This is a genomic window from Mycobacterium sp. Root265 (assembly GCF_001428895.1).
Classification (GTDB): Bacteria; Actinomycetota; Actinomycetes; order Mycobacteriales; family Mycobacteriaceae; genus Mycobacterium.
Map to the genome: position 1 here is coordinate 499,686 of NZ_LMJA01000030.1, position 22,979 is coordinate 522,664.

20 protein-coding genes and 1 other RNA gene are annotated in these 22,979 nt (G+C 67.6%); 10 read left to right on the forward strand and 11 right to left on the reverse strand.

The features are described 5' to 3' along the window. Positions 1-25 precede the first annotated feature (25 nt). Positions 26-1,654, forward strand: a complete 1,629-nt coding sequence (locus ASE48_RS24860; RefSeq protein WP_057169813.1) for an HNH endonuclease signature motif containing protein — start codon at positions 26-28, stop codon at positions 1,652-1,654. Positions 1,655-1,656: 2 nt separating this feature from the next. Here ASE48_RS24860 and ASE48_RS24865 read toward each other — a convergent pair whose 3' ends face one another. Both ASE48_RS24865 and ASE48_RS24870 read right to left on the reverse strand, forming a co-directional pair. Beyond that, positions 1,657-2,091: a VOC family protein gene (locus tag ASE48_RS24865; protein ID WP_057169814.1), complete on the reverse strand. Its 435-nt coding sequence runs from the start codon at positions 2,089-2,091 to the stop codon at positions 1,657-1,659. Positions 2,092-2,128: 37 nt separating this feature from the next. After that, complete coding sequence (locus ASE48_RS24870; RefSeq protein ID WP_057169815.1) at positions 2,129-2,554, reverse strand: helix-turn-helix transcriptional regulator; 426 nt, start codon at positions 2,552-2,554, stop codon at positions 2,129-2,131. Between the two features lie 29 nt (positions 2,555-2,583). Here ASE48_RS24870 and rnpB point away from each other — a divergent pair. Then, positions 2,584-2,976, forward strand: an RNA gene (gene rnpB / locus ASE48_RS25800) — RNase P RNA component class A. A 4-nt stretch (positions 2,977-2,980) separates the two neighbouring features. Here rnpB and ASE48_RS24875 read toward each other — a convergent pair. Next, on the reverse strand, positions 2,981-4,441 hold the full coding sequence (locus tag ASE48_RS24875) for a CYTH and CHAD domain-containing protein (RefSeq protein ID WP_057169816.1): 1,461 nt from the start codon (positions 4,439-4,441) through the stop codon (positions 2,981-2,983). Positions 4,442-4,583: 142 nt separating this feature from the next. Between ASE48_RS24875 and ASE48_RS24880 the strand changes: the two genes are divergently transcribed. Continuing rightward, positions 4,584-5,363, forward strand: coding sequence for an enoyl-CoA hydratase/isomerase family protein (locus ASE48_RS24880; RefSeq protein WP_057169817.1), 780 nt, complete (start codon positions 4,584-4,586; stop codon positions 5,361-5,363). On the opposite strand, the gene panB is transcribed toward ASE48_RS24880, so the two are convergent. Next, on the reverse strand, positions 5,364-6,194 hold the full coding sequence (gene panB, locus ASE48_RS24885; protein ID WP_057170022.1) for a 3-methyl-2-oxobutanoate hydroxymethyltransferase: 831 nt from the start codon (positions 6,192-6,194) through the stop codon (positions 5,364-5,366). 161 nt (positions 6,195-6,355) lie between these two features. Between panB and ASE48_RS24890 the strand changes: the two genes are divergently transcribed. From ASE48_RS24890 to ASE48_RS24900, 3 genes are all read left to right on the forward strand, one after another. Beyond that, a complete protein-coding gene (locus ASE48_RS24890; RefSeq protein WP_057169818.1) occupies positions 6,356-7,747 on the forward strand; it encodes a WS/DGAT/MGAT family O-acyltransferase in 1,392 nt (463 codons plus the stop codon). A 42-nt stretch (positions 7,748-7,789) separates the two neighbouring features. Beyond that, complete coding sequence (locus tag ASE48_RS24895; protein WP_200962249.1) at positions 7,790-9,301, forward strand: alpha/beta hydrolase; 1,512 nt, start codon at positions 7,790-7,792, stop codon at positions 9,299-9,301. Positions 9,302-9,378: 77 nt separating this feature from the next. Continuing rightward, positions 9,379-10,875 (forward strand): alpha/beta hydrolase, encoded by a 1,497-nt coding sequence (locus ASE48_RS24900; protein WP_057169820.1) that lies wholly within the window; start codon positions 9,379-9,381, stop codon positions 10,873-10,875. On the opposite strand, the gene ASE48_RS24905 is transcribed toward ASE48_RS24900, so the two are convergent. Then, a complete protein-coding gene (locus ASE48_RS24905; RefSeq protein WP_235571454.1) occupies positions 10,876-11,796 on the reverse strand; it encodes an ABC transporter permease in 921 nt (306 codons plus the stop codon). 265 nt (positions 11,797-12,061) lie between these two features. On the opposite strand from ASE48_RS24905, the gene glnA (ASE48_RS24910) reads away from it, so the two are divergent. From glnA (ASE48_RS24910) to ASE48_RS24920, 3 genes are all read left to right on the forward strand, one after another. Next, positions 12,062-13,399 carry a type I glutamate--ammonia ligase gene (gene glnA, locus ASE48_RS24910; protein ID WP_057169821.1) on the forward strand — a complete coding sequence of 446 codons (1,338 nt, stop codon included), beginning with the start codon at positions 12,062-12,064 and terminating at the stop codon, positions 13,397-13,399. A gap of 9 nt (positions 13,400-13,408) precedes the next feature. Further along, positions 13,409-16,369 carry a bifunctional [glutamine synthetase] adenylyltransferase/[glutamine synthetase]-adenylyl-L-tyrosine phosphorylase gene (locus ASE48_RS24915; protein ID WP_057169822.1) on the forward strand — a complete coding sequence of 987 codons (2,961 nt, stop codon included), beginning with the start codon at positions 13,409-13,411 and terminating at the stop codon, positions 16,367-16,369. Between the two features lie 70 nt (positions 16,370-16,439). Further along, a complete protein-coding gene (locus ASE48_RS24920; RefSeq protein WP_057169823.1) occupies positions 16,440-17,069 on the forward strand; it encodes a PaaI family thioesterase in 630 nt (209 codons plus the stop codon). Here ASE48_RS24920 and ASE48_RS24925 read toward each other — a convergent pair. From ASE48_RS24925 to glnA (ASE48_RS24940), 4 genes are all read right to left on the reverse strand, one after another. Then, complete coding sequence (locus ASE48_RS24925; RefSeq protein ID WP_057169824.1) at positions 17,066-17,482, reverse strand: DoxX family protein; 417 nt, start codon at positions 17,480-17,482, stop codon at positions 17,066-17,068. The genes ASE48_RS24920 and ASE48_RS24925 overlap by 4 nt on opposite strands. A 33-nt stretch (positions 17,483-17,515) precedes the next feature. Beyond that, positions 17,516-17,941 (reverse strand): DoxX family protein, encoded by a 426-nt coding sequence (locus ASE48_RS24930; protein WP_057169825.1) that lies wholly within the window; start codon positions 17,939-17,941, stop codon positions 17,516-17,518. Positions 17,942-17,960: 19 nt separating this feature from the next. Next, positions 17,961-18,164, reverse strand: coding sequence for a hypothetical protein (locus tag ASE48_RS32875; protein WP_156409350.1), 204 nt, complete (start codon positions 18,162-18,164; stop codon positions 17,961-17,963). A 120-nt stretch (positions 18,165-18,284) separates the two neighbouring features. Further along, positions 18,285-19,721, reverse strand: coding sequence for a type I glutamate--ammonia ligase (glnA, locus tag ASE48_RS24940; protein WP_057169827.1), 1,437 nt, complete (start codon positions 19,719-19,721; stop codon positions 18,285-18,287). 117 nt (positions 19,722-19,838) lie between these two features. Between glnA (ASE48_RS24940) and ASE48_RS24945 the strand changes: the two genes are divergently transcribed. Continuing rightward, complete coding sequence (locus ASE48_RS24945) at positions 19,839-20,315, forward strand: RDD family protein (protein ID WP_057169828.1); 477 nt, start codon at positions 19,839-19,841, stop codon at positions 20,313-20,315. Positions 20,316-20,328: 13 nt separating this feature from the next. On the opposite strand, the gene ASE48_RS24950 is transcribed toward ASE48_RS24945, so the two are convergent. Together ASE48_RS24950 and ASE48_RS24955 are read right to left on the reverse strand one after the other, a co-directional pair. Next, on the reverse strand, positions 20,329-22,140 hold the full coding sequence (locus ASE48_RS24950) for an amidohydrolase (protein WP_082614402.1): 1,812 nt from the start codon (positions 22,138-22,140) through the stop codon (positions 20,329-20,331). A gap of 83 nt (positions 22,141-22,223) precedes the next feature. Then, complete coding sequence (locus ASE48_RS24955; protein WP_057169829.1) at positions 22,224-22,976, reverse strand: DUF4191 domain-containing protein; 753 nt, start codon at positions 22,974-22,976, stop codon at positions 22,224-22,226. Between the last annotated feature and the right edge of the window lie 3 nt (positions 22,977-22,979).

A 22,979-nucleotide genomic window follows, 5' to 3' on the forward strand; every position in this document is an offset into this window, starting at 1 on the left:
GTGGCCGGGCGGTAAAATCGAACACATGTTCGAAGTCTTGGATCGGGCCGCACTCGCTGGGTTGAGCGATGACGCGCTCATCTCGGCGGTGACTGCGACGACCCGAAACGAGGCGTCGGTGGCGGCTTACCGGTTGGCGTTGATCGGTGAGGTGGTGGCCCGCCAGTGCGATGACGAGGATGACACGGTTGCCCATCAGGTCATTGATGGTTGGGCGTGGGCGCAGGCCGCGGTGGCGGCGGCCTGCAATCTGAATCCGCACGCGGCGTCCAAGCAGATGCGCATCGCCCAGGCTTTGCGTGACCGGCTGCCCCGCACCGCGGCCCTGTTCGCCAAGGGTGCGATCTCGATGGCGGTGATCGATGCGATCACCTGGCGCACCCACCTGGTCGTCGACGATGACGCTCTGGTGTTGATCGATACCGCGATCGCCGGGGAGGCGGGCGAGTACGGGGCGCATTCGGAGAAGCAGTTGATCGGTGCCATCGATCTGTGGGTGGAGAAGTTCGACCCCGAAGCCGTGGTGCGCTCAAAACGTAACGCCAAGGACGTCTATGTCGAGTTCGACGATAAGGACGATCCCAACGGGGTCGCCTCGTTCTGGGGGCGGCTGCGTGTCACCGACAAAAAGGTGCTGGAGAAACGCCTCAATGACCTGGCGGACACCGTCTGTGGCAATGATCCCCGCGCGCGTGGCGAGCTACGTGCGGCCGCCTTGGCCGCGTTGGGTGTGGTGGGCCCGCAACTGGAACGGCTGGCGTGTGGGTGTGGGGATGCCGGCTGCCAGGGCAGCGGGAAGGATCCGCGCTCGACGGCGGTGACGATCTATGTGCTGACCGACCAGGTGCCCGCTGCCGGTGAAGGGTCTCCGCGGCACACCACCCCGGGCAGTGCGGGCACCCCGGAAACGCAGCCCGCCGAGACCGGACCGGCCGCGCCCGACGCCGAGCAGCAGGCACCGCCGGCGGAGAACGCGCCGCAGACGCCAGCAGCGGAGTCCGGGCCTGCTGCGCCCGCGGCCAACACCCAACCCGCGGCCTGCAACCCTAGCCCCGGCGTGATGCTCGACGGCGCCATCATCCCGGCCGCCATGCTGGCCGACCTCGTCGCGTCCGGCGCCACAGTGAAGCCGCTCTCCGAGATCGCCGACCTACCCGCCGAGCGCCAATACCGGCCCTCGACCGCACTGACCGCGTTCGTCCGCATGCGCGCCATGACCTGCAGCTTCCCCGGCTGCAACCGGGCCGCCCACCGCTGCGACCTCGACCACCTGACCCCATGGCCGGCAGGGGCGACCCATCCGGGCAACCTGGCACCGCTGTGTCGTCTGCATCATTTGATCAAGACCTTCTGCGGCTGGACACCCACCGCCCAACCCGACGGCCGTATCCAATGGTCAGCACCGACCGGGCACACCTACACGAAGGCCCCCGGCGCGGCAATCATGTTCCCGCACTGGAACATCGAGACTCCCATCCCACGGAAACGCGCCATCCGGCTGATCAACGACGCCGACCTCCACACCAAGATGCCGGTCCGAAAACGCACCCGCGCACAAGACCGCGCCCAACGCATCAAAACCGAACGCACCCGCAACCAACTCGAACTCGCCCTCGAACTCGCCCAGAACGACAGCGACCCGCCACCGTTCTGAGGTCAGCTGAGGGCGCTCACGTCCGCGAGTTGGGTGAGCCGCACGCTGTTGCCCGACGGGTCACGGAACCCGCAATCGATGCCATACGGCATCTGATGCGGCTCCTCGGTGAATTCCACTCCGCGGGAACGGAGTTCCTCGAATGAAGCCTGGCAGTCCTCGGTGGTGAGAAAAATCGTGCCGGCAAAGCCCTTCGCGGTGAGGTTGCGGACCTCCTGCTGGGTGGCCGCATCCATGACCGGCGGACCGGGCACCGCCATCAGCACGACCGAGACGTCGTCCTGGCCCCGCGGACCGACGGTCAACCAGCGGAAGGTGTTGTCGAGATCGGGTAGTGAAACATCCTGGCGTACTTCGAAACCGACCTTCTCGGTCCAGTACTGAAGAGCGACGTCCTGATCGTGCACCCAAAGGTGCGCGCTTGCGATTTTGATCATGCCGACAACGCTACGACCGATCGCCGGGCGCCGTCTTCTACCCGTGTGCTGTCTTGGACCGGCCGGCCGGGGCGCGCCGGGTATCGCGCTTGACGATGCAGCTGGGCACCCGGGCGTACACGCTCGCGGGCGGCAGGCTGGCCCGATAGGCCGCGGGCGGCCTTCCGTACACCCTGGCGAAGGTGGTGGTGAACGAACCCACACTCGTCAAGCCGACCATCGCGCAGATGTCTGCCACCGATCTGTCGGTGTGGCGCAGTAACGCGGCGGCGCGCTCCAACCGTCGGCTCTGCAGATACGCTCGCGGCGACTCCCCGAACGTCCTGGAGAACATCCGGCTGAAATGCGCCCGGGACAGTCCGGCGGCCGCGGCGAGGTCGTCCACCGTGATCGGCTCCGCATACCGGGCATCTGCCAGATCCTTCGCATGCAGCAAATATCGGGCTGGAGGCACCTGCGCCATGGCCCTAAGGGTACGGTGATCGGCGCGGACGAGTTGGCCGGGCGACCGCGGAGCTCAGGTTTCCACCTGGGCGTCGAGGAAAGTCCGGACTTCACAGAGCAGGGTGATTGTTAACGGCAATCCGGGGAAACTCGCGGGAAAGTGCCACAGAAAGAAGACCGCCAGAAATGGTAAGGGTGAAACGGTGCGGTAAGAGCGCACCAGCATCCCGGGTGACCGGGATGGCTAGGTAAACCCCACCCGAAGCAAGGCCAAGAAGGCCGCAACCTGGTTGTGGCTGCGCAAGCGTCCGAGGGCTGCTCGCCCGAGCTTGCGGGTAGGCCGCTTGAGGCACCCGGCAACGGTGTGTCCAGATGGATGGTCGCCGCCTCACCGGAAACTCCGGAGAGGAACAGAATCCGGCTTACAGGCCAGCTCGTCCGCCCCCTACTTCTTGACGGCCTTCTTCAGGGCCTTCAAGGCGTCGCCGATCCCGTCCTCGGCCTGCAGCGCCACCTCGGCCTCCTTCTCGTACAGCACACCGTAGGTGAAGGTGTCCTCGCCGGCGGCGTGCGCGGCGTCGGCCTCCTCCAGCAGATGCGTGCGGCTGACCACGCTGTCCTGGTGATCGCCGAGCAGGCTCTGGATGGTCTTGGCCTTGGCTTCCACCGCCGAATCCCCGGTCGCCGACGCCGTGTAGCGAAGCCGCTTGGCGCGCTTGCGAATCCGGTGCAGCGACTCGTCGGTGCCGTCATCTTCGGCCTTCTTCGCGGCCTTGTGGACCTTCTTGTACGCGGCCGCCACACTGGCCGCCGCGGATTCGTCGCCGGACTTGTCCCCGGTCGCAGACGGCGCGGCCACCAGCTCATCCAGCGCATCGAGCAGCCGGAAGTAGCGCTCGGAGCGCATCGCGAGCAGCGACCGCCGCCACCCGTTGGCGTAGCGCTGCTTGTTGCCCTCCACCAGCCGCTCGCGCACCCTGCCGCGCACCAACTCCGGCGCCAACCCGTCGAGCGCTTCCTCGTACTTCTCGGCCAGCACCTCGGCATCGCGCGCGACCCCGAGGATGCCGGCCAGCACCTTCAACTCATCGAGCACCCAGGCGTCATCGGCAAGGCCGAACGACTCGTCGGCGAGCAAGCTGCGGATCTTGCGGGTGGCGACCCGCATCTGGTGCACCGAATCCCAGACATCGGCGCGCACCGCCCGATCCCACGAGATCAGTTCCTCGACGTTCTCGGCGACGGCCCGGCGCACCGGGTCGGAGGCCTCCACCGACGCTGCCTCCGGTTCGGCGGTGGCCAGCACTCTGGCCAGCTTGGAGCCGTGCCCGGCCGGTACCGCGCCCGCGTCGAACAACCGGTTCGACAGCCGGTCCAGGACGTCGGTGGAGCCGACGCCCTCGGCCAGTTCCAGCTCCCATTCCCGCCAGGTCTGCGGTTCGCTGTCCGGGCGCAGCGCGGCGGCGGTCACCTGGTCATCGCAGAACTCGGCGATCGGGGAGTCGTCGGCGCCGAACAGCAACGACACGGTGCGCTGCGTGGTGATGCGCGCGACCGCGCCCAGCGGACGGTCCCGGACGATCGCGGCGACCACATCGCGGATGTCCTCGGGTACGGAGTCGGCCAGCGGCGCGCGCACCTCGGTGCGGGCATCCGGGCCGGCCGGCAGCTTCACGTGCCAGCCGGCGTCGCCCCCGCCGGTGCGCCGGCGCAGCGTGATGCGCTTTGCGGCCAGGTCGTAGTTGGGAGTGTCGTAGTACACCGCTTCCAGCGTCAGGGTGGGCGCGTGTTGCACCCTCGACACCGCGGCGAGGCCTTCGAAGGACGGTGAGACGGTGGTCTCGACCACGTCGAATTTCCGTTCAACCTCGGTGTGGCGCGACGCTTTTGGCTTATCAGCAGGCATGTTCACCCTTGTTCGGTACCGCGTGTGTCAGGAGTTGTGAACAGCGTGCCACATCGAGGTGAACAACCCCGGGGCGTGCGAGGCCCTCGATTCTGGGGGCGCGTGTTACACATCACCACCCCGCCGTAATACGGTGAGCGCCATGACCGCTTTCGAGACGCTGAAGTTCACCCGGGCCGGATCCGTCGTCAACATCGTCCTGGACCGGCCCGATGCCGCCAACGGGATGAACGCGGCGATGACGCGCGACCTCGCCGATGCGGCGTCGCTGTGCGACACCGCAGAGACGAAGGTGGTCACCCTGACCGGCGCGGGCCGGTTCTTCTGCGCCGGCGGTGACCTCAAGGCGATGGCCGCGGCCGACGACCCGGGCGTCTTCGTCAAGGGCATCGCCAACGATCTGCACCGCGCCATGTCGACCTTCGCCCGGATGGACGCCGTGCTGATCACCGCGGTCAACGGGGTGGCCGCCGGCGCGGGATTCTCCCTGGGCGTCTCCGGTGACCTGGTGCTGGCCGCGGAGTCGGCGTCGTTCACGATGGCCTACACGAAGGCGGGCCTGAGCCCAGACGGCGGCGCTTCCTACGTGCTGCCGCGACTGGTGGGCCTGCGGCGCACCCAGGAACTGATGATCACCAACCGGGTGCTCAAGGCCCCGCAGGCGCTGGAATGGGGCCTGGTGACCACCGTCGTTCCCGACGCCGACCTGCCCGCGAAGTTGGCGGAACTGGCGACCGAGGTCGCTTCTGGTGCAAAGGGTTCCAACTCGGCGGTCAAGCAGCTGCTGTTGACCAGTTACTCCGCGGGCTACGAGGCCCAGTTGGAGCATGAGGGACGCCATATTGCAGGCAATGCCTCCTCTCCCGACGGGAAAGAAGGCATCGCTGCGTTCCTGGGCAAACGCGCCCCGGAATTCGGCTGACTAGTAGGAGTGCTCCTCGGCGGGGAACACCCCGCTGGCGACCTCATCGGCGTACTGCGTTGCGGCACGGCGCAACTCGTTGCCGACCTCGGCAAACCGCTTGACGAACTTGGCGGTCTTTCCTGAGGTCAGTCCGGCCATGTCCTGCCACACCAGCACCTGGGCGTCGCAGTTCGGGCCCGCGCCGATACCGACGGTCGGGATGGTCAGCTTGCCGGTGATCTGGGTGGCCAGCTCGGCGGGCACCATCTCCAGCACGACGGCGACGGCACCGGCCTCGGCCACCGCGATCGCGTCGTGGATGGTCTGATCGCCGGAGTCTCCGCGACCCTGCACCCGGAATCCGCCGAGGCCGTTCACGCTCTGCGGGGTGAAGCCGATGTGCGCGATCACCGGGATGCCGGCCTGGGTGAGCGCTGCGATCTGGGCGGCCACCCGCTCGCCGCCCTCCAGCTTGACCGCGTGCGCGCCGGTCTCCTTCATGAATCGCGTGGCGGTCTCCAGCGCCTGATCGGCACTGCGCTCGTAGCTGCCGAACGGCAGATCGGCCACCACCAGGGCGTGCTCGGCGCCGCGGACGACGGCCCGGACCAGCGGGATGAGTTCGTCGACGGTGACCTGCACGGTGGTGTCATAGCCGTACACGACGTTGGCGGCGGAATCGCCGACCAACAGCACCGGGATACCGGCGTCATCGAAGATGCGGGCGGTGGAGAAGTCGTATGCGGTGAGCATCGACCACTTGTGGCCTTCGGACTTCCACTTCTGCAGGTGGTGGGTGCGTACCTTCACGGGCGCTTTGGTGGCACCATAAACGGACTGCTCAGACATCATTGTCCCTCGATGTGTGGTTGTCGGGTTGATCCTCGTGGCCCATCCGGGTCCCCGGGTCATCTGACGGTTACAAGTGTGCCACCCGGGCACGTGAAGGTGAACGCCGGAGTTGAGTGGATTTCCTCACATCGGCACCTCACGGTCCTAGCATCGGCAGCATGCAACGGCTCAGTGGTCTCGACGCCAGCTTCCTCTACCTCGAAACCGCAGCCCAGCCCCTGCATGTCTGCTCGATCCTGGAATTGGACACCTCCACGATGCCCGGCGGCTACACCTTCGACCGGTTCCGCGACGAGCTGACCTTGCGGATCAAGGCGATGCCCGAATTCCGGGAGAAGCTCGCCGACAGCCGGCTGAACCTGGACCACCCGGTCTGGGTGGATGACACCGATTTCGACGTGCAGCGCCATCTGCACCGCATCGGGCTGCCGTCGCCCGGCGGGCGCGCCGAACTGTCCGAGATCTGCGGACACATCGCGTCGCTGCCGCTGGACCGCAGCCGCCCGCTGTGGGAGATGTGGGTCATCGAGAACGTCGCGGGCACCGACGCGCACTCCGGTGGGCGACTGGCATTGCTGACGAAGGTGCACCACGCCGCCGTCGACGGTGTCACCGGTGCCAATCTGATGTCCACGCTGTGCACCACCGAACCCGACGCGCCGCCACCGGACGCCGTCGAGGGCGTCGGGGGAGCCTCCGAACTGGAGATCGCGATCAACGGTGCGGTCAAGTTCGTCACCCGGCCGCTGAAGCTCGTCAACATGCTGCCCGCGACGGTGTCCACGGTCGTCGACACCGCGCGCCGGGCCACCAAGGGCCTCACGATGGCGGCGCCGTTCGCCGCGCCCAAGACCGCCTTCAATGCCAATGTGACCGGGCACCGCAACATCTCGTTCGCCGAACTCGACCTGGCCGACATCAAGACGGTGAAGGACCATTTCGGGGTCAAGGTCAACGATGTCGTCCTGGCCCTGGTGTCCGGGGTGCTGCGGCGCTTCCTGCTCGACCGCGACGAGCTGCCGGAATCGTCTCTGGTGGCGATGATCCCGGTCTCGGTGCACGACAAGTCCGATCGGCCCGGACGCAACCAGGTGTCGGGCATGTTCTCCTCGCTGCACACCAACATCGGAGATCCCGCCGAACGGCTGATGGCCATCGCGTCGGCCAATTCGGTGGCAAAACAACACAGTTCGGCGATCGGCGCGACCCTGCTGCAGGACTGGACCCAGTTCGCCGCGCCGGCGGTGTTCGGGGTCGCGATGCGGGTCTATGCCCGCAGCAAGCTCTCGGCGGCCGCGCCGGTGCACAACCTGGTGGTCTCCAATGTGCCGGGCCCGCAGGTGCCGCTGTACCTGCTCGGGTGTGAGGTCAAGGCGATGTACCCGCTGGGCCCGATCTTCCACGGCTCCGGGCTCAACATCACCGTCATGTCGCTGACGGGCAAGCTCGACATCGGCCTCATCTCCTGCCCCGAACTGCTGCCTGACCTGTGGGAGATGGCCGATGACTTCGCCGTCGAACTGGCCGAGCTGGTGGCCATCAGCGGATAGCCTCACCTGCTCCGATGTCGGCGCATGGCAGCATGGTCAGCCATGAACCTCACGCGCGGGGTCCCCGCGGCCGCCATGGTGCTGCTTCTGGTCGCCGGCTGTAGCAACGCGGTCGACGGCCGGGCCGTGATTTCTGCGCCCCGCCCCGGCACCCCGGTGCAGTGGGCGCCGTGCGAGGCCGCGTCGGGGGAGTCGCGAATCCCCTCGGGCGCGGAATGCGGGCTGCTCTCGGTGCCGGTCAATTACGACAACCCCGACGGCGACGTCGCGCAGATCGCGATGATCCGGATCAAGGCCACCGGCGAGAAGATCGGCTCGCTGTTCGTCAACCCCGGCGGCCCCGGCGAATCCGGTGTGGAGGCCGCGGTCAACCTGGTGGGCACCATGCCGCAGTCGGTGCGTGCGCGGTTCGACCTGGTCGGCTTCGACCCGCGCGGAGTGGGCCTGTCCAAGCCCGCGCTGTGGTGCAACTCCGATGAGGACAACGACAAGCTGCGTGCCGACCCGACGGTGGAATACACCGACGAGGGCGTGAAGCACATCGAGGCCCAGACCAAGGAGTTCATCGACCGCTGCGTGGACAAGATGGGCGAGGAATTCCTGGCCAATGTCGGAACCCAAAGCGTGGCAAAGGATCTCGATGCCATGCGGGAGGCCGTCGGCGATGAGAAGCTGACCTACCTCGGCTACTCCTACGGCACCCGCATCGGGGCGACCTACGCCGAACTGTTCGGTGACAAGGTGCGCGCGATGATCCTCGACGGTGCGGTCGATCCCAATGCCGACCCGGTCGAGGCCGACCTCCGGCAGGCCGCCGCCTTCCAGACCGCGTTCAACGACTACGCCGCGGACTGTGCGCAGGACCCGAACTGCCCGCTGGGCACCGACCCGGCGAAGGCCACCGAGGTGTATCAGGACCTGGTCTTCCCGCTGGTCGACAACCCGGCTCCGACGAATGATCCGCGTGGCCTCGGCTACAGCGACGCGATCGTGGGCACCATCCTGCCGCTGTACTCGCCCAACCTGTGGCGCCACCTCACCGACGGCCTGAGCGAATTGCGCGACGGCCGGGGCGACACGATGCTGGCCCTGGCCGACCTGTACATGGGCCGGGATGCCAACGGCCACTACAACAATTCGACCGATGTGCGGGTCGCCGTGAACTGCGTCGACGAACCGCCCATCACCGACCGGGAGACCGTCATCGAACAGGACCGGCGCTCCCGCGAGGTCGCCCCGTTCCTGAGCTACGGCGAGTTCACCGGGAATGCTCCGATGGGCACCTGCTCGTTCTGGCCGGTACCGCCGACGTCCACACCGCACGAACTGAACGTGCCCGGCCTGCCGCCGACCCTGGTGGTGTCCACCACCAACGACCCGGCCACGCCGTATCAAGCGGGCGTCGACCTGGCCAAGCAACTCGGTGGCACGCTGCTCACCTTCGAGGGCACCCAGCACACCGTGGTGTTCCAGGGCAACGCCTGCGTGGATGACATCTCGGCCAAGTACGTGATCGACGGTGTCGTCCCGCCCGAGGGCACCCGCTGCAGATAACGGCGCCGTCACCGTCTGGTTCCCGGGTGGTCTCCTCCCCGATCCGCCGGTGAACCCGGCACGGTACCCGTGCGACCATGTTCGCCATGTGGCTGGCGGGCAGGATTTTCGCAGTGCTGCTGGCCCTGCTCACCACGGCCGGCATGCTGTGCGCACCGGTGCATGCGGCGCCGCCGTCCTGGGGTGGCTGCGCGCAGTTCCTCGGTGACGCCCCGGTGATCACCACGGCGCAGTGCACCACCATCGCGGTTCCGATCGACCGTGCCAATCCTGAAGGCGCACAAGCGCAACTGGCCGTCATCCGGATCCCCGCCGCGGGCGACCGGATCGGCACGCTGATGGTCAATCCCGGCGGTCCCGGCGCCTCCGCGGTCGACACCGTCGCGCAGATGGGCACCGCCCTCGCCGCATCCCCGATCGGGCAGCAGTTCGATCTGGTGGGCTTCGACCCGCGCGGCGTCGGCTACTCGACCCCGCAGCTGCGGTGCCGCACCGACGCGGGGTTCGACGCCTACCGCAGCGAACCGATGGCGGACTACAGCCCGGCCGGTGTCGCCCACATCGAGGAGGTCTACCGGTCGTTCGCACAGTCCTGCCTGGACAACATGGGCCCGGAATTCTTGGCCAACATCGGCACCGCCTCGGCCGCGCAGGACATGGACGCGGTACGTGCCGCCCTCGGAGAGGAACAACTGAGCTATCTCGGCTTCTCCTACGGCACCGAACTCGGCACGGCCTACGCGCAGCGCTACCCGGAGCGGGTCCGGGCGATGGTGCTCGACGGTGCCCTGGACCCCGGTTCGGATCCGATCAGCGAAAGCGTGTGGCAGCTGACCGGATTCCAGCGCGCGTTCGACGACTACGCGGCCGACTGTGCGCAGTCGGCGGACTGCCCGCTGGGCACCGACCCCGCCCAGTCCGTCGCGCGCTACCACCAACTCATCGACCCGCTGGTGCAGCAGCCCGCGGCGACCCCGGATCCGCGCGGACTCGGATACGCCGACGCCATCACCGGAACCGCTAATGCCCTCTACAGCAAGCGCTATTGGCCGTACCTGACCAGCGGGCTGCTCGGCTTGCAGCGCGGTACCGATCCCAGTGACCTGCTGCAGCTGGCCGACGACTACTGGCGCCGCGATGCCAACGGTCACTACCGCACGCAGCAGGACGCGTTCACCGCGATCCGCTGCGTCGACGCGCCGTTCCCGACGGACCCGGCGGCCTGGGTGGACGCCGACCAGCGCACCCGGGCGGCCGCGCCGTTCATGGAGTACGGCACCTTCACCGGCTATGCGCCGCGCGATACCTGCGCCATGTGGCCGGTGCCGTCGACGTCGTCCCCGGCGGCCGCGACCTCGCCCGGCCCGGGGAAGGTGATCGTGGTGTCGACCACCCGCGATCCCGCCACCCCGTACGAGGCCGGGGTCGAGCTGGCCCGTCAGCTCGACGCGCCGCTGGTGACCTTCGAGGGCACCCAGCACACCGTGGTGTTCAACGGTGACGAATGCGTGGACACCACCGTGCTGGCGTTCCTGCAGGACCTGGTTCAGCCGCCGCCCGGTTTGCGCTGCTAGTCATCCCTTGCGAAAAGGGATCATCTCGCGGGACAACAACGCCCGCACCCGGGGATCACGGCTGCACGCCACCGCGAAGACCGTCAGCAACACCCAGCTGCTCAGCGCGCTGGCCAGTACTAGCCCGAACGCGGCCCAATCCCCGCCGGCCAGTTCGCGGGCCGCGTACTGCCGTGACCAGAGCCGCCAGTAGATCATCAGGTTGACGGTCAGCCCGACACCGTAGGACAGCGCGAACGAGAACAGGAACGGTTTCCAGGTGCCGTCGTGCAGCCGGGCCGAAACCGGTTCGTGCCGAAGCGGGTACAGCACCGAGAGCACGTTCGCCACGCCCAGCCAGATGAACACCATCGTCACGAGCTGGTCGATCATGGCGATCGGATTGCCGTCCCCGATGGCGGTGAGGGCGCCGATCACCGGCAGGCCCGCGCCGATCACCAGCACCGCGATGGTGATGTTCTTGACGACCAGGATGCGCCAGATGCGCTCACCGGCCGCCAGCGCGTGACGCACCCGCTCGGCCTCGAAGCACAGCGCGTTGGTGCAGACCACGCTGCCGACGATGGCCGCGAACAGGTAGAGCGTCAGCCGGCCGGCGTCATAGCGGACCAGGCCGGAGAAGTGATAGAAGCCGACCAGGGACAGCGCGATACCCAGGGTGATGGCGGTGCGGACCAGGATCGCGCGCGGCTTGTCGAGCACGACGTGACGCAGTTCGGCAACGACTCGGCGGCCCAGATCGGGCAGCAGCGGCCGGACACCGCGCACCACCGCGGTCCGGGTCGGCTCGGGTGCCACCTGGCGGGCCAGGGCCACCTGTGTCACCGCCTCGGCGACCGCCGCCCGCGCCAGCCCCACCGCCACCACGACGTTCGCCGCGGCCTGCTGCGGGGTCTGCGGCAGACCCCAGGTCGTCGCCACGGCGCTGGTGTGGCTTGCGGCGCGGGCCAGCGGGCCCGCCGGGCCTCCTCGGCGAGGGCCGCGTCATCACCCCATTCGGCGGCCGCGGCCGCCGCCTCGGCGGCCCGCAACGCCCCGGTCAGGGCACGTAGTTCCTGGATCGCCGCGAGTGACGGGGACTCGCGGCCGGGGTCTGCGGTCACCGCATCACTGAATCACGTCCTGGTCGGCGGAACCGCGACGCGTGTGTAACACAGATTTAACAGCCGGTACCTAGGCTTCCAGCATGGACCGCCAGAAGGAATTTGTGCTGCGCACGCTGGAGGAACGCGATATCCGCTTCGTCCGGTTGTGGTTCACCGACGTGCTCGGATACCTGAAGTCGGTGGCTATCGCGCCCGCAGAACTCGAAGGCGCCTTCGAGGAGGGCATCGGCTTCGATGGTTCCTCCATCGAGGGCTTCGCCCGGGTCTCCGAGGCAGACATGGTCGCCCGGCCCGATCCGTCCACCTTCCAGGTACTGCCGTGGTCGGACAGCGCAGGCAGGCATCATTCGGCGCGGATGTTCTGCGACATCACCATGCCTGATGGCTCCCCGTCCTGGGCGGACTCCCGGCATGTGCTGCGCCGCCAGCTCGCCAAGGCCAGCGACCTCGGCTTCTCCTGCTACGTGCACCCGGAGATCGAGTTCTTCCTGCTCAAGCCAGGCGACGACGACTCGCTGCCCGTGCCCGCGGACAACGGCGGTTACTTCGACCAGGCCGTGCACGATTCGGCGCCCAACTTCCGCCGCCACGCCATCGACGCGCTGGAGCAGATGGGCATCTCGGTCGAGTTCAGCCACCACGAGGGCGCGCCCGGCCAGCAGGAGATCGACCTGCGCTACGCCGATGCGCTGTCCATGGCCGACAACGTGATGACCTTCCGCTACCTCGTCAAGGAGGTCGCGCTGGCCGACGGCGTGCGGGCATCGTTCATGCCCAAGCCTTTCGGCGAATACCCGGGTTCGGCCATGCACACCCACATGAGCCTGTTCGAGGGTGACACCAATGCCTTCCACAGCCCCGACGATCCGCTTCAGCTCTCCGATGTCGCCAAGTCGTTCATCGCGGGCATCCTCGAGCACGCCAGCGAGATCAGCGCCGTCACCAACCAGTGGGTCAACTCCTACAAACGTCTGGTGCACGGCGGCGAAGCGCCGACCGCGGCCTCCTGGGGTGCGGCCAACCGCTCCGCCCTGGTCCGGGTGCCGATGTACACCCCGCGCAAGGCCTCGTCGCGCCGTATCGAGGTGCGCAGCCCCGACTCGGCCTGCAACCCGTACCTGACCTACGCGGTGCTGCTCGCCGCCGGTCTGCGCGGTGTCGAGAAGAACTACGTGCTGGGCCCGCAGGCCGAGGACAACGTGTGGAGCCTGACGCCCGAAGAGCGTCGCGCGATGGGCTACAAGGAGCTGCCGGGCAGCCTCGGGGTGGCGCTGACCGAGATGGAGACCTCCGAACTGGTCGCGGAAGCGTTGGGGGAGCACGTCTTCGACTACTTCCTGCGCAACAAGCGTTCGGAGTGGGAGAGCTACCGCAGCACGGTCACCCCGTTCGAATTGAAGAACTACCTGTCGCTGTAGTTTGGGTGGGTGGCCAAACCCGCGACGCAGCGACCCAAACTGCCCGGCGTGGGCAGGCTCGGACTTGTTGAGCTCACCGCGCGGGAGGACCTGAACCGGCTCGGCTGGACCACCGACGACCACGTGGAACTGCTGTGGTCACTGTCGCGGGCCCCCGACGCCGACGTGGCGTTGCGCGCCATGGTGCGCCTCGCCGATGCGCTGGACTCCGACTGGGCCGAACTCAACCGGGCGCTGCTGAAGGACAAGGCGCTGCGCGGACGGCTGTTCTCGGTGCTGGGCGGATCACTGGCCCTCGGTGATCACCTGATAGCGCGGCCGCAGTCCTGGCACCTGCTGGCGGGTGCGGTCACGCTGCCACCCGTCGAGGAACTGCGCCGGACCTTCATCGCCGAGGCCGACAGCATCGCCGATCCGCGCACCGCGAGCCTGCCGCTGCAGACCCTCTACCGGGACCGGCTGCTGGTGCTCGCCGCGCTCGATATGGCGCCGACCGTCGAGAACGAACCGGTGCTGCAGTTCAGCACCGTCGGCGAACACCTCTCGGACCTGGCCGACGCCGCACTGGCCGCGGCGCTGACCATCGCCGTCAAGACCGTGTGCGGGGACGACACCCCCGCACCGGTGATCTCGGTGATCGCGATGGGCAAATGCGGTGCCCGCGAACTGAACTACGTCAGCGACGTCGACATCATCTTCGTGGTGGAGAAGGCGGATGCGATCACCACCCGCGTCGCGGGCGAGATGATGCGCTTCGCCGGCGACACCTTCTTCGAGGTGGACGCCGCTCTGCGGCCCGAGGGCAAGCAGGGCCAGTTGGTGCGCACCCTGGAATCGCATGTCGCCTACTACGAGCGGTGGGCCAAGACCTGGGAGTTCCAGGCGCTGTTGAAGGCGCGGCCGGCTGCCGGCGATCCCGAGCTCGGTGCCCGCTATATCGAGGCGCTGATGCCGATGGTGTGGACCGCCTGCGAGCGTGAGGATTTCGTCGTCGAGGTGCAGGCGATGCGCCGGCGCGTCGAGCAACTGGTACCGGCCGGGGTGCGGGCCCGCGAACTGAAGCTGGGCACCGGTGGCCTGCGCGATGTCGAATTCGCGGTCCAGCTCCTGCAATTGGTGCACGGCCGCAACGACGACTCGCTGCACGTGGCCTCCACGGTCGACGCGCTGGCCGCGCTGAGCGCCGGCGGGTACGTCGGCCGTGACGATGCCGCCAACCTCACCGCTTCCTATGAGTTCCTGCGTCTGCTCGAACACCGGCTGCAGCTGCAGCGCCTCAAGCGGACCCACATGCTGCCCGAGGCCGATGACGAAGAGGCGATGCGCTGGCTGGCACGCGCCGCGCACATGCGCCCCGACGGTCAGCATGACGCCCTCGGGGTGCTGCGCCAGGAACTCAAACGGCAGAGCATGCGGGTATCGCGCCTGCACGCCAAGCTCTTCTACCAACCACTGCTGGAATCGGTTGGCAAACAAGGTTTCTCGGGTGGACTGTCGACCGAGGCCGCCGAACGCCAGCTCGCCGCACTCGGTTACGAAGGTCCGCAGAGCGCGCTGACCCACCTCGCGGCGCTGGCCAGCGAGGGCGGCAGGCGTGGCCGGGTGCAGCAGGTGCTGCTGCCCACGCTGCTGGACTGGCTCTCCGACACCCCCGATCCCGATGCCGGGCTGCTGTCCTACCGGCGGATCAGCGAGGAACTGGGCGACCTGCGCTGGTACCTGGCCACGCTGCGCGACGAGGGCGCGGTGGCCAAACGACTGATGCGGGTGCTCGGCATCTCGGCCTATGTGCCCGATCTGCTGATGAAGGCCCCCGAGGTCATCCAGCTCTACGCCGACGGCCCGCAGGGACCGAAACTTCTCGACGTCGACCCCGACACGGTCGGCCGCGCACTCGTGGCATCGGCGGGGCGGCACGAGAATCCGGCGCGGGCGATCGCGGCGGCACGCACCCTGCGCCGCCAGGAACTGGCCCGTGTCGCCTCGGCGGATCTGCTCGGCATGCTCGAGGTGGCCGATGTGTGCCGCGCCCTGACGTCGATCTGGGTGGCGGTGCTGCAGGCAGCGCTGGAGGTGGTGATCCGGGACCGCTCACCGCAGGGCGGAGCGCCGGCCCGCATCGCGGTGATCGGGATGGGCAGGCTCGGCGGTCGCGAACTGGGATACGGGTCCGACGCTGATGTGATGTTCGTCTGCGAACCGGCCGACGGCGTCGAGGAATCCGTCGCGGTGAAATGGTCGGTGACCGTCGCCGAACAGGTGCGGGCACTGCTCGGAACCCCCAGCGCCGACCCGCCTTTGGAGGTCGACATCGGCCTGCGCCCGGAGGGACGCAACGGGCCGCTGGTGCGGACCCTGTCCTCCTATGAGGCCTACTACGCCCAGTGGGCGCAACCCTGGGAGATCCAGGCCCTGCTGCGGGCGCACCGGGTGGCCGGCGATGTCGAACTGGGGGAGCGGTTCCTGCTGATGATCGACAAGACCCGCTATCCCGAGGGTGGGGTGTCGGCCGAAACCGTGCAGGAGATCCGGCGCGTCAAGGCCCGGGTGGACGCCGAACGGCTGCCCCGCGGTGCGGATCCGAACACCCACACCAAGCTGGGTCGCGGCGGCCTCGCCGATATCGAGTGGACGGTGCAGCTGCTGCAGCTGCGCTACGGGCACAAGATTCCGTCGCTGCACAACACCTCGACCCTGGAGACGCTGGACGCCATCGGCGCCGCCGAACTGGTCGCCGAGGGCGATGTCGCGTTGCTGCGCGAGGCCTGGCTCACCGCGACCAGGGCCCGTAACGCGCTGGTGCTGGTGCGCGGTAAGCCCACCGACCAGCTGCCGGGCCCGGGACGGCAGCTCAATGCCGTTGCCGCAGCCGCCGGCTGGCCCGACGGAGACGGCGGGGAGTTCCTGGACAACTACCTGCGGGTGACGCGACGGGCGAAGGCCGTGGTGCTCAACGTCTTCGGGGGCTGACCTCAGCTCAGCTCGATAGGCGGCCAAGTACGCGTTTGGGTGGGGGACCGGCTACTGATAGAACCATCTGATGAGCCAGCAGTTCTCCGAGATCAGCGCCGACGAGCACGAACGGCAGCAGGCGGTGCACGGACCGCTGACGGCCGCGGTGCGACGACTGGTGGAAGCCAGCATCAGCACCGGTGCCGACAGCGAGACGATTCGTCGGGCGCAGGTGGCGCTGGAGGCGATCGCGGACACCCTCGAGGAGCAGCGGCACGACGGCCCCCGCACCATGCGGCACGCCGAGACCGGCCGGCCCATCACCTGGGCCGACCCGGTGATCGGGCTGCGCAATGCGATCGCGCCGCCGCTGGCGATCGAGCACACCGAATCCGGGCGCTGCTGGACCGAATTCCACCTCGGTGCGCCCTACGAGGGGCCGCCCGGGCGCGTGCACGGCGGCATCTGCGCGCTGGTGCTCGACCACATTCTCGGTGAGGTGGCCAGTGAAGGTCTGCGCAAGCCGCGTTTCACCGGCACGCTGACACTGAAGTACCTGCGCGGCACGCCGCTCGGCCCGCTGCGCGCCGAGGCCTGGGTGGAGCGCACCGAGGGCATCAAAGCCTTTGCGCGCGGCCAGATCCTGGATGCCGAGGGCGTGACGGTCGAGGCCGAAGGCATCTTCATCATGCCCGCGTGGGCGCGGGAAGCGGTCTAGCTCCGCCGCCGAAGGACACTGTCGAGCGCGATCGAACCGCCGCCGACGAACACCAGCAGGAAGAACCCGAAGCAGAACAGCACTGCGGGTTCGCCGCCATTGTCGATCGGCCAGAACGCCTTGGGCAGATGCGCGCTGAAGTACGCGTAGGCCATCTCACCGGAGGCGATGAAAGCGGCGATGCGGGTGAACAGTCCGGTCAGGATCAGCAGACCGAGCACCAGTTCGATGACCCCGGCGTACCAGTACGGCCAGGTGCCCATCGGCACGGTGCCGCTTTCCATCGCGGTCGGGAAGCCGAGCAGCTTCTGGGTGCCGTGCAGCGTGAAGAGCAGTCCGAACACGATCCGGAAGATCGAGAGGACGACGGGCGCGAACTGCGTCAGCTTGGTGTCGATATTGGGCGAGGCCATCCGGCAATAATAGGACTACGGTCCGTTTTTGGTCTAGCCGGTGGCGGTACGGGTCCGCAACCGGTCCACGGAATAGGGGCCCGGCCCGGTGAAGACCAGCAGGAAGAAGACGAAACAGAACGCGATGGCGTCCAGTCCGCCGTTGCCGCCGTACTCCGGCGGGGCGATCGGCCACAAGGCCAGCGGCTGGTGCTGCCAGAAATAAGCGACGGCCATCGCGCCGGAGGCGATGAACGCCGCTGCGCGCGTGAACAACCCGACCATTATCAGCACGCCGGCGATCAACTCGATCAGGCCTGCGTAGAAGGCCGGCCACGACCCGGCGGGGATGGACATGGTGAGCGGCCAGTCGAAGATCTTCGAGGTGCCGAACACGGTGAACAGGAACCCGAACACGATCCGGACGAGGCTCAGAATCGACGGCGCCAGCGCGTCCAGGCGAGCGGACAGATTGATCATGGGTGCCAACCTACCGAGTTCACAGGAACGGCTCGCGTTGTTGGCGCTCCTGAGTCTCCTCGCGCTTGCGTTGTTTGTCTCGTTCCCGCTGCTCGCGCTCCCGGGCCTTGAAGCGGGCCTTGATCTCTTTCCGCTGCTTACGTGTTCCGTGATGGCGCAGAAACTGTTCTTCCTCACGGCTGTTCATGCCGCCGAATCCGCCCCCGCAATATCCATCGGTCATCGGGCCCCCTCCCAACCGTAGGGCGAAAGTCTAAGTCCGATGTGCTCACGGGGCGCGTCAACGACAAAGCCACCCGACCGCAGTGCGGCCGGGTGGCGTCGTTTCGTGCAGACCTACGACTTACACGTCGTAGTACAGGCTGAACTCGTACGGGTGAGGACGGATCTGGATCGGCAGGATCTCGTTCTCACGCTTGTAGGAGATCCAGGTCTCGATCAGGTCCTCGGTGAACACGCCACCCTCGGTGAGGTATTCGTGATCCTCTTCGAGCTTGTCGATCACCGCGGCCAGCGAGGTCGGGGCCTGCGGGATGTTGGCGGCCTCGTCCGGCGGCAGCTCGTAGAGGTCCTTGTCGACCGGTGCGAGCGGCTCGATCTTCTTCTTGATGCCGTCGATGCCGGCCATCAGCATGGCCGCGAACGCCAGGTACGGGTTGCCCGAGCTGTCCGGGCAACGGAACTCGAGGCGCTTGGCCTTCGGGTTGTTGCCGGTGATCGGGATACGCACGCAGGCCGAGCGGTTGCGCTGGCTGTACACCAGGTTGATCGGGGCCTCGTAGCCCGGCACCAGGCGCTTGTAGGAGTTCACCGTGGGGTTGGTGAACGCCAGCAGCGACGGCGCGTGGTGCAGGATGCCGCCGATGTAGTGGCGCGCCATGTCCGACAGACCCGCGTAACCCGACTCGTCGTGGAACAGCGGCTTGCCGTCCTTCCACAGCGACTGATGGGCGTGCATACCCGAACCGTTGTCACCGAACAGCGGCTTGGGCATGAAGGTGACGGTCTTGCCGTTCTGCCACGCGGTGTTCTTGATGATGTACTTGAACAAATTCACATCGTCGGCTGCGGCCAGCAGCGTGTCGAATTTGTAGTTGATCTCGGCCTGGCCGGCGGTGCCGACCTCGTGGTGGCCGCGCTCCAAAGTGAACCCGGCGTTCTGCAGGTTGGTGGCCATCTCGTCACGCAGATCCACATAGTGGTCGTACGGCGCGACGGGGAAGTAGCCGCCCTTGGGGCGCACCTTGTAACCGCGGTTGGGGGAGCCGTCGGCCTCGTAGGGCTCGCCGCTGTTCCACCAGCCCGACTCGGAGTCCACCTCGTAGAAGGTGCCGTTGATCTTCGAGTCGAAGCTCACCGAGTCGAAGATGTAGAACTCGGCCTCGGCGCCGAAGTAACAGGTGTCGGCGATGCCGGTGCTGGTCAGGTAGTTCTCCGCCTTGCGGGCGACGTTGCGCGGGTCGCGCGAGTACGCCTCCCGGGTGAACGGATCGTGCACGAAGAAGCTGAGGTTCAGCGTCTTGGCCGCCCGGAACGGGTCGATGCGCGCCGTGTTGGGATCGGGCAGCAACATCATGTCCGACTCGTGGATCGACTGGAAGCCGCGCACCGAGGAGCCGTCGAAGGCCAGCCCATCCTCGAACACGCTCTCGTCGAATGCCGCTGCCGGGATCGAGAAGTGCTGGACGACACCGGGCAGATCGCAGAACCGAATGTCGACGTACTCGACGTTCTCGTCCTTGATCAGCTTGAAGATGTCATCGGAGGTCTTTTCCGCCACTACAAGTTCTCCTTTTCTGGTGACCCGCGCGTTGACGCTATGGACACGATGTTGCACGGTCATCAACCATATGTTGCGTCGAAGTTACGCAATGCCCTGCGTTCTATGCTTGGTCGTATGGCCCGTGAGCTCTCATCCTGGTTGTCCGGACCGGAACCTTCAAGGTCGGGCAACCCCGCCGACGGGCCCGACGACTACCCCGGACACCGGCTGGGGCTACCCCGGCACGGGTCGGGGTCGATCGCCGGATTCGGGCGACGGACCGCTGCGCTGCTGGTCGACTGGTTGATCGCGTACGGTCTGGCCGCGCTGGCGATGAGCCTGGGGCTGCTGTCGCTGCAGACGCTGTCCACCGCTGTCCTGGTCATCTGGCTGATCCTGGGCGCGGCATCGGTGCGGTTGTTCGGGTTCACACCCGGCCAGATGGCCCTTGGGTTGATGGTGGTGTCTGCAGACAACCGCCAACATGTCGGGATCGGTCGTGCGCTGGCCCGCGGTGTGCTGGTGGCGCTGGTGATCCCGCCGCTGTTCACCGACAGTGATCAGCGCAGCCTGTCCGATCTGGCCACCAAGACCGCCGTGGTGCGGCGATGAGCGGAAAGCACCGTTAGCGTTCCTGGCGGATCTTGCCGTCCATCATCGTCATGGTGACGTTTGTGCGATGGATATCGTGCGGGTCGATATCCAGGATGTTGCGGTCCAGCACGATCAGGTCGGCGCGCTTACCGGCCTCCAGTGAGCCCACCAGGGCGTCCAGCCGGATCTGATACGCCGCGCCCAGGGTGTTGGCGTGCACCGCCTGCTGCACGGTCATCCGCTGATCGGCCGGCGAGAGCACCTCGGCGTCCGGATCGCCGATCAGCCGGCGGGTCACCCCGATCTGGATCGAGTCGAGCGGCTTGTAGGTGGAGAAGTATCCGGCGGCCGGCCAGTCGGTGCCCAGCGACACCCGCCCGCCGGAGCGCAGCACGTCCTGGATCCGGTAGAAGTTGTCCTGGCGTGGCGCGCCGTAGCGGGCGGCCATGTTGGTGACGGTGTCGGGATCGGCCGACATCCAGTTCGCGGAGAACTGCGCGATGACACCGAGCTCACCGAAGCGCGCGCTGTCGGGATCCTCGACGTAGACCAGGTGGGCGATGGTGTGCCTGCGCTCGCGCGGTGGATTCGCTGCGACGGCCGCCTCGATCGCGTCCAACGCGGTGCGCGCGGTGCGCTCGCCGCAGGCATGGACGTGCACGTCGAAGCCGGCGGCGTCGACTGACCCGATCAGTTGCTGCCACTGGTCGACGGTGAAGGGTGACGCGCCGATCGAATCCGGCTTGTCCGCATAGGGTTCCAGCAGCCAGGCGGTGTACCCGCCCTGGGTGCCGTCGCCGATGATCTTCACCGCGCCGACCTGCACCAGGTCGGTCGAGATCCGGTCGCGGATGCCGGTGAGATCGGCCACGGCGGTGTCGACCGGCGGGGACTTCACGCTGTAGGACGCGACGACGCGGAACGGCAACGTGCCGTCGGCCTCGCGGTCGGTGTAGAGCTGTATCAGCGCGCCCTGGTCGTCACCGATGGGTGGCACGCCGGCGTCGAACACCGACGTGATCCCGGCCTCGGACGCCTTGGGCAGCCAGCCCCGCAGCAGGGTGCCCATCGTCTCCGGCGAGATCGGCTCGATGGCGTTGACCAACCCGAGGACCGCATTGACCTCCAGTACGTAGCCGGTCGGTTCACCGTCCTGGTCGCGGGCGTAGTAGCTGAATCCGGGGATCGGATCTTGGGTGGCACGGCTGACGCCGGCGATCTCGAGGGCCTTGCTGTTCGCCCACAGGCTGTGACCGTCGATGGCGAAGAAGAACCCGGGCCGGTCCGGCAGGACGCGGTCCAGGTCGGTGCGGGTGGGTCCATCGGGCCCGAACATGTCCACCCGCCAACCGAATCCACGCACCGGACCGTCCGGGTTCTCGGCGGCATACCGCTCGATCGCGGCCAGCGCGTCGGCGCCGGTGGGCACCTGCAGGTCGACGCCGGAGGTCAGGAACGCGCCGAGGAACGGGTGGATGTGGCCTTCGACGAAGCCGGGCATCAGCAGCTTGCCGTCGAGATCCACCACGCGGGTGTCCGGACCGGCCAGCGCCATGGCGCCGGCCTCGTCGCCGACATAGGAGATGGTGTTGCCGGTGACGGCCAGGCCCTGCGCCCAGGGATCGGTGCCGGCGACGGTATAGATCGGGCCGTTGTGGAACACGAAGTCCGCGAATGGCCCGTGCCCCGTAGCAGGCGCCGGCTCCTGATCAGCGGCACATGCCGCGAGCGTCCCGGCCGCCGTCGCCGCCAACACCACGGTGGCGGCGCGCAGCAACGTGCGGCGGTTCGAGGTCAGATTCAGTGCGGCGAAATGCGGTGCCCAGTCACATGCGGTGCACATGCACCCGCCCAGATGTCATGCGAGACATCTAAGCAATCCGGCACCGCCGATGACGGGCAGTCGCCGAATGTTTGCGTTTGCGACTATTTGCGACGCACGGTGCGCTGCACGCCGCGCATCTTGGCGTTGCCCGGCATCGGGCCCTTCGGCATGGCGGCCGGGCCGATCTTGGAGCCCAGCGCCACCAGACGGGACTCCAGGGAGTCGATCTGCTTGACGGTGATATTGGCCGGGAGCTTGTTCAGGTGACGCTCCAGCTTGGCCAGCGGGACCTCACCCTCGCCGTTGCCGACGACGATGTCGTAGATCGGGACATCGCCGACCAGGCGCGCGGTGCGCTTCTTCTCCTGGGCCAGCAGCGGTTTGACGCGGGACGCCGCGCCTTCACCGATGAGCAGCACCCCCGGTCGGCCGATCACCCGGTGTACCGCATCGAAGTGCCCGGTGGCCGCGACGCCCGGAGTGACCCGCCACTTGCCGCGCAGATTGTCCAGCGCCCACGCCGCCGCGCCGGTCTGGCCCTCGGCCTTCTTGTACACCGACTTCTGCGCGCGGCGGCCGAAGATGATGAACGCCACCAGGGCGCCCAGGATCACGCCGAGCGGGATCAGCAGATAGGTGGTGAAGCCACCGGCAACGATGCCCAGCGCCACCGACGCCGCGACGATGATGACGAAGGCGCCCACCATGTAGGGCAGCAGGCGCTTGTCCTCTTTGCGCTGGATCTGGAATGCCTGCCAGAGCTGACTGCGCCGCTGCTTGGAGGCCGCCTTGCGGGCGGCCTTCGCCTCGGCCTTGGCGGCCTTGGTCTGGGCGGGGTTACGCGATTTCGCCATTGG

What these genes read in the sequence shown, in the direction of transcription:
- ASE48_RS24860 (WP_057169813.1), top strand. Translation starts at nt 26, where the DNA reads ATGTTCGAAGTCTTGGATCGGGCCGCACTCGCTGGGTTGAGCGATGAC.
- ASE48_RS24865 (WP_057169814.1), bottom strand. Translation starts at nt 2,091, where the DNA reads ATGATCAAAATCGCAAGCGCGCACCTTTGGGTGCACGATCAGGACGTC.
- ASE48_RS24870 (WP_057169815.1), bottom strand. Translation starts at nt 2,554, where the DNA reads ATGGCGCAGGTGCCTCCAGCCCGATATTTGCTGCATGCGAAGGATCTG.
- ASE48_RS24875 (WP_057169816.1), bottom strand. Translation starts at nt 4,441, where the DNA reads ATGCCTGCTGATAAGCCAAAAGCGTCGCGCCACACCGAGGTTGAACGG.
- ASE48_RS24880 (WP_057169817.1), top strand. Translation starts at nt 4,584, where the DNA reads ATGACCGCTTTCGAGACGCTGAAGTTCACCCGGGCCGGATCCGTCGTC.
- panB (WP_057170022.1), bottom strand. Translation starts at nt 6,194, where the DNA reads ATGTCTGAGCAGTCCGTTTATGGTGCCACCAAAGCGCCCGTGAAGGTA.
- ASE48_RS24890 (WP_057169818.1), top strand. Translation starts at nt 6,356, where the DNA reads ATGCAACGGCTCAGTGGTCTCGACGCCAGCTTCCTCTACCTCGAAACC.
- ASE48_RS24895 (WP_200962249.1), top strand. Translation starts at nt 7,790, where the DNA reads ATGAACCTCACGCGCGGGGTCCCCGCGGCCGCCATGGTGCTGCTTCTG.
- ASE48_RS24900 (WP_057169820.1), top strand. Translation starts at nt 9,379, where the DNA reads ATGTTCGCCATGTGGCTGGCGGGCAGGATTTTCGCAGTGCTGCTGGCC.
- glnA (WP_057169821.1), top strand. Translation starts at nt 12,062, where the DNA reads ATGGACCGCCAGAAGGAATTTGTGCTGCGCACGCTGGAGGAACGCGAT.
- ASE48_RS24920 (WP_057169823.1), top strand. Translation starts at nt 16,440, where the DNA reads ATGAGCCAGCAGTTCTCCGAGATCAGCGCCGACGAGCACGAACGGCAG.
- ASE48_RS24925 (WP_057169824.1), bottom strand. Translation starts at nt 17,482, where the DNA reads ATGGCCTCGCCCAATATCGACACCAAGCTGACGCAGTTCGCGCCCGTC.
- ASE48_RS24930 (WP_057169825.1), bottom strand. Translation starts at nt 17,941, where the DNA reads ATGATCAATCTGTCCGCTCGCCTGGACGCGCTGGCGCCGTCGATTCTG.
- ASE48_RS32875 (WP_156409350.1), bottom strand. Translation starts at nt 18,164, where the DNA reads ATGACCGATGGATATTGCGGGGGCGGATTCGGCGGCATGAACAGCCGT.
- ASE48_RS24945 (WP_057169828.1), top strand. Translation starts at nt 19,839, where the DNA reads ATGGCCCGTGAGCTCTCATCCTGGTTGTCCGGACCGGAACCTTCAAGG.
- ASE48_RS24950 (WP_082614402.1), bottom strand. Translation starts at nt 22,140, where the DNA reads ATGTGCACCGCATGTGACTGGGCACCGCATTTCGCCGCACTGAATCTG.
- ASE48_RS24955 (WP_057169829.1), bottom strand. Translation starts at nt 22,976, where the DNA reads ATGGCGAAATCGCGTAACCCCGCCCAGACCAAGGCCGCCAAGGCCGAG.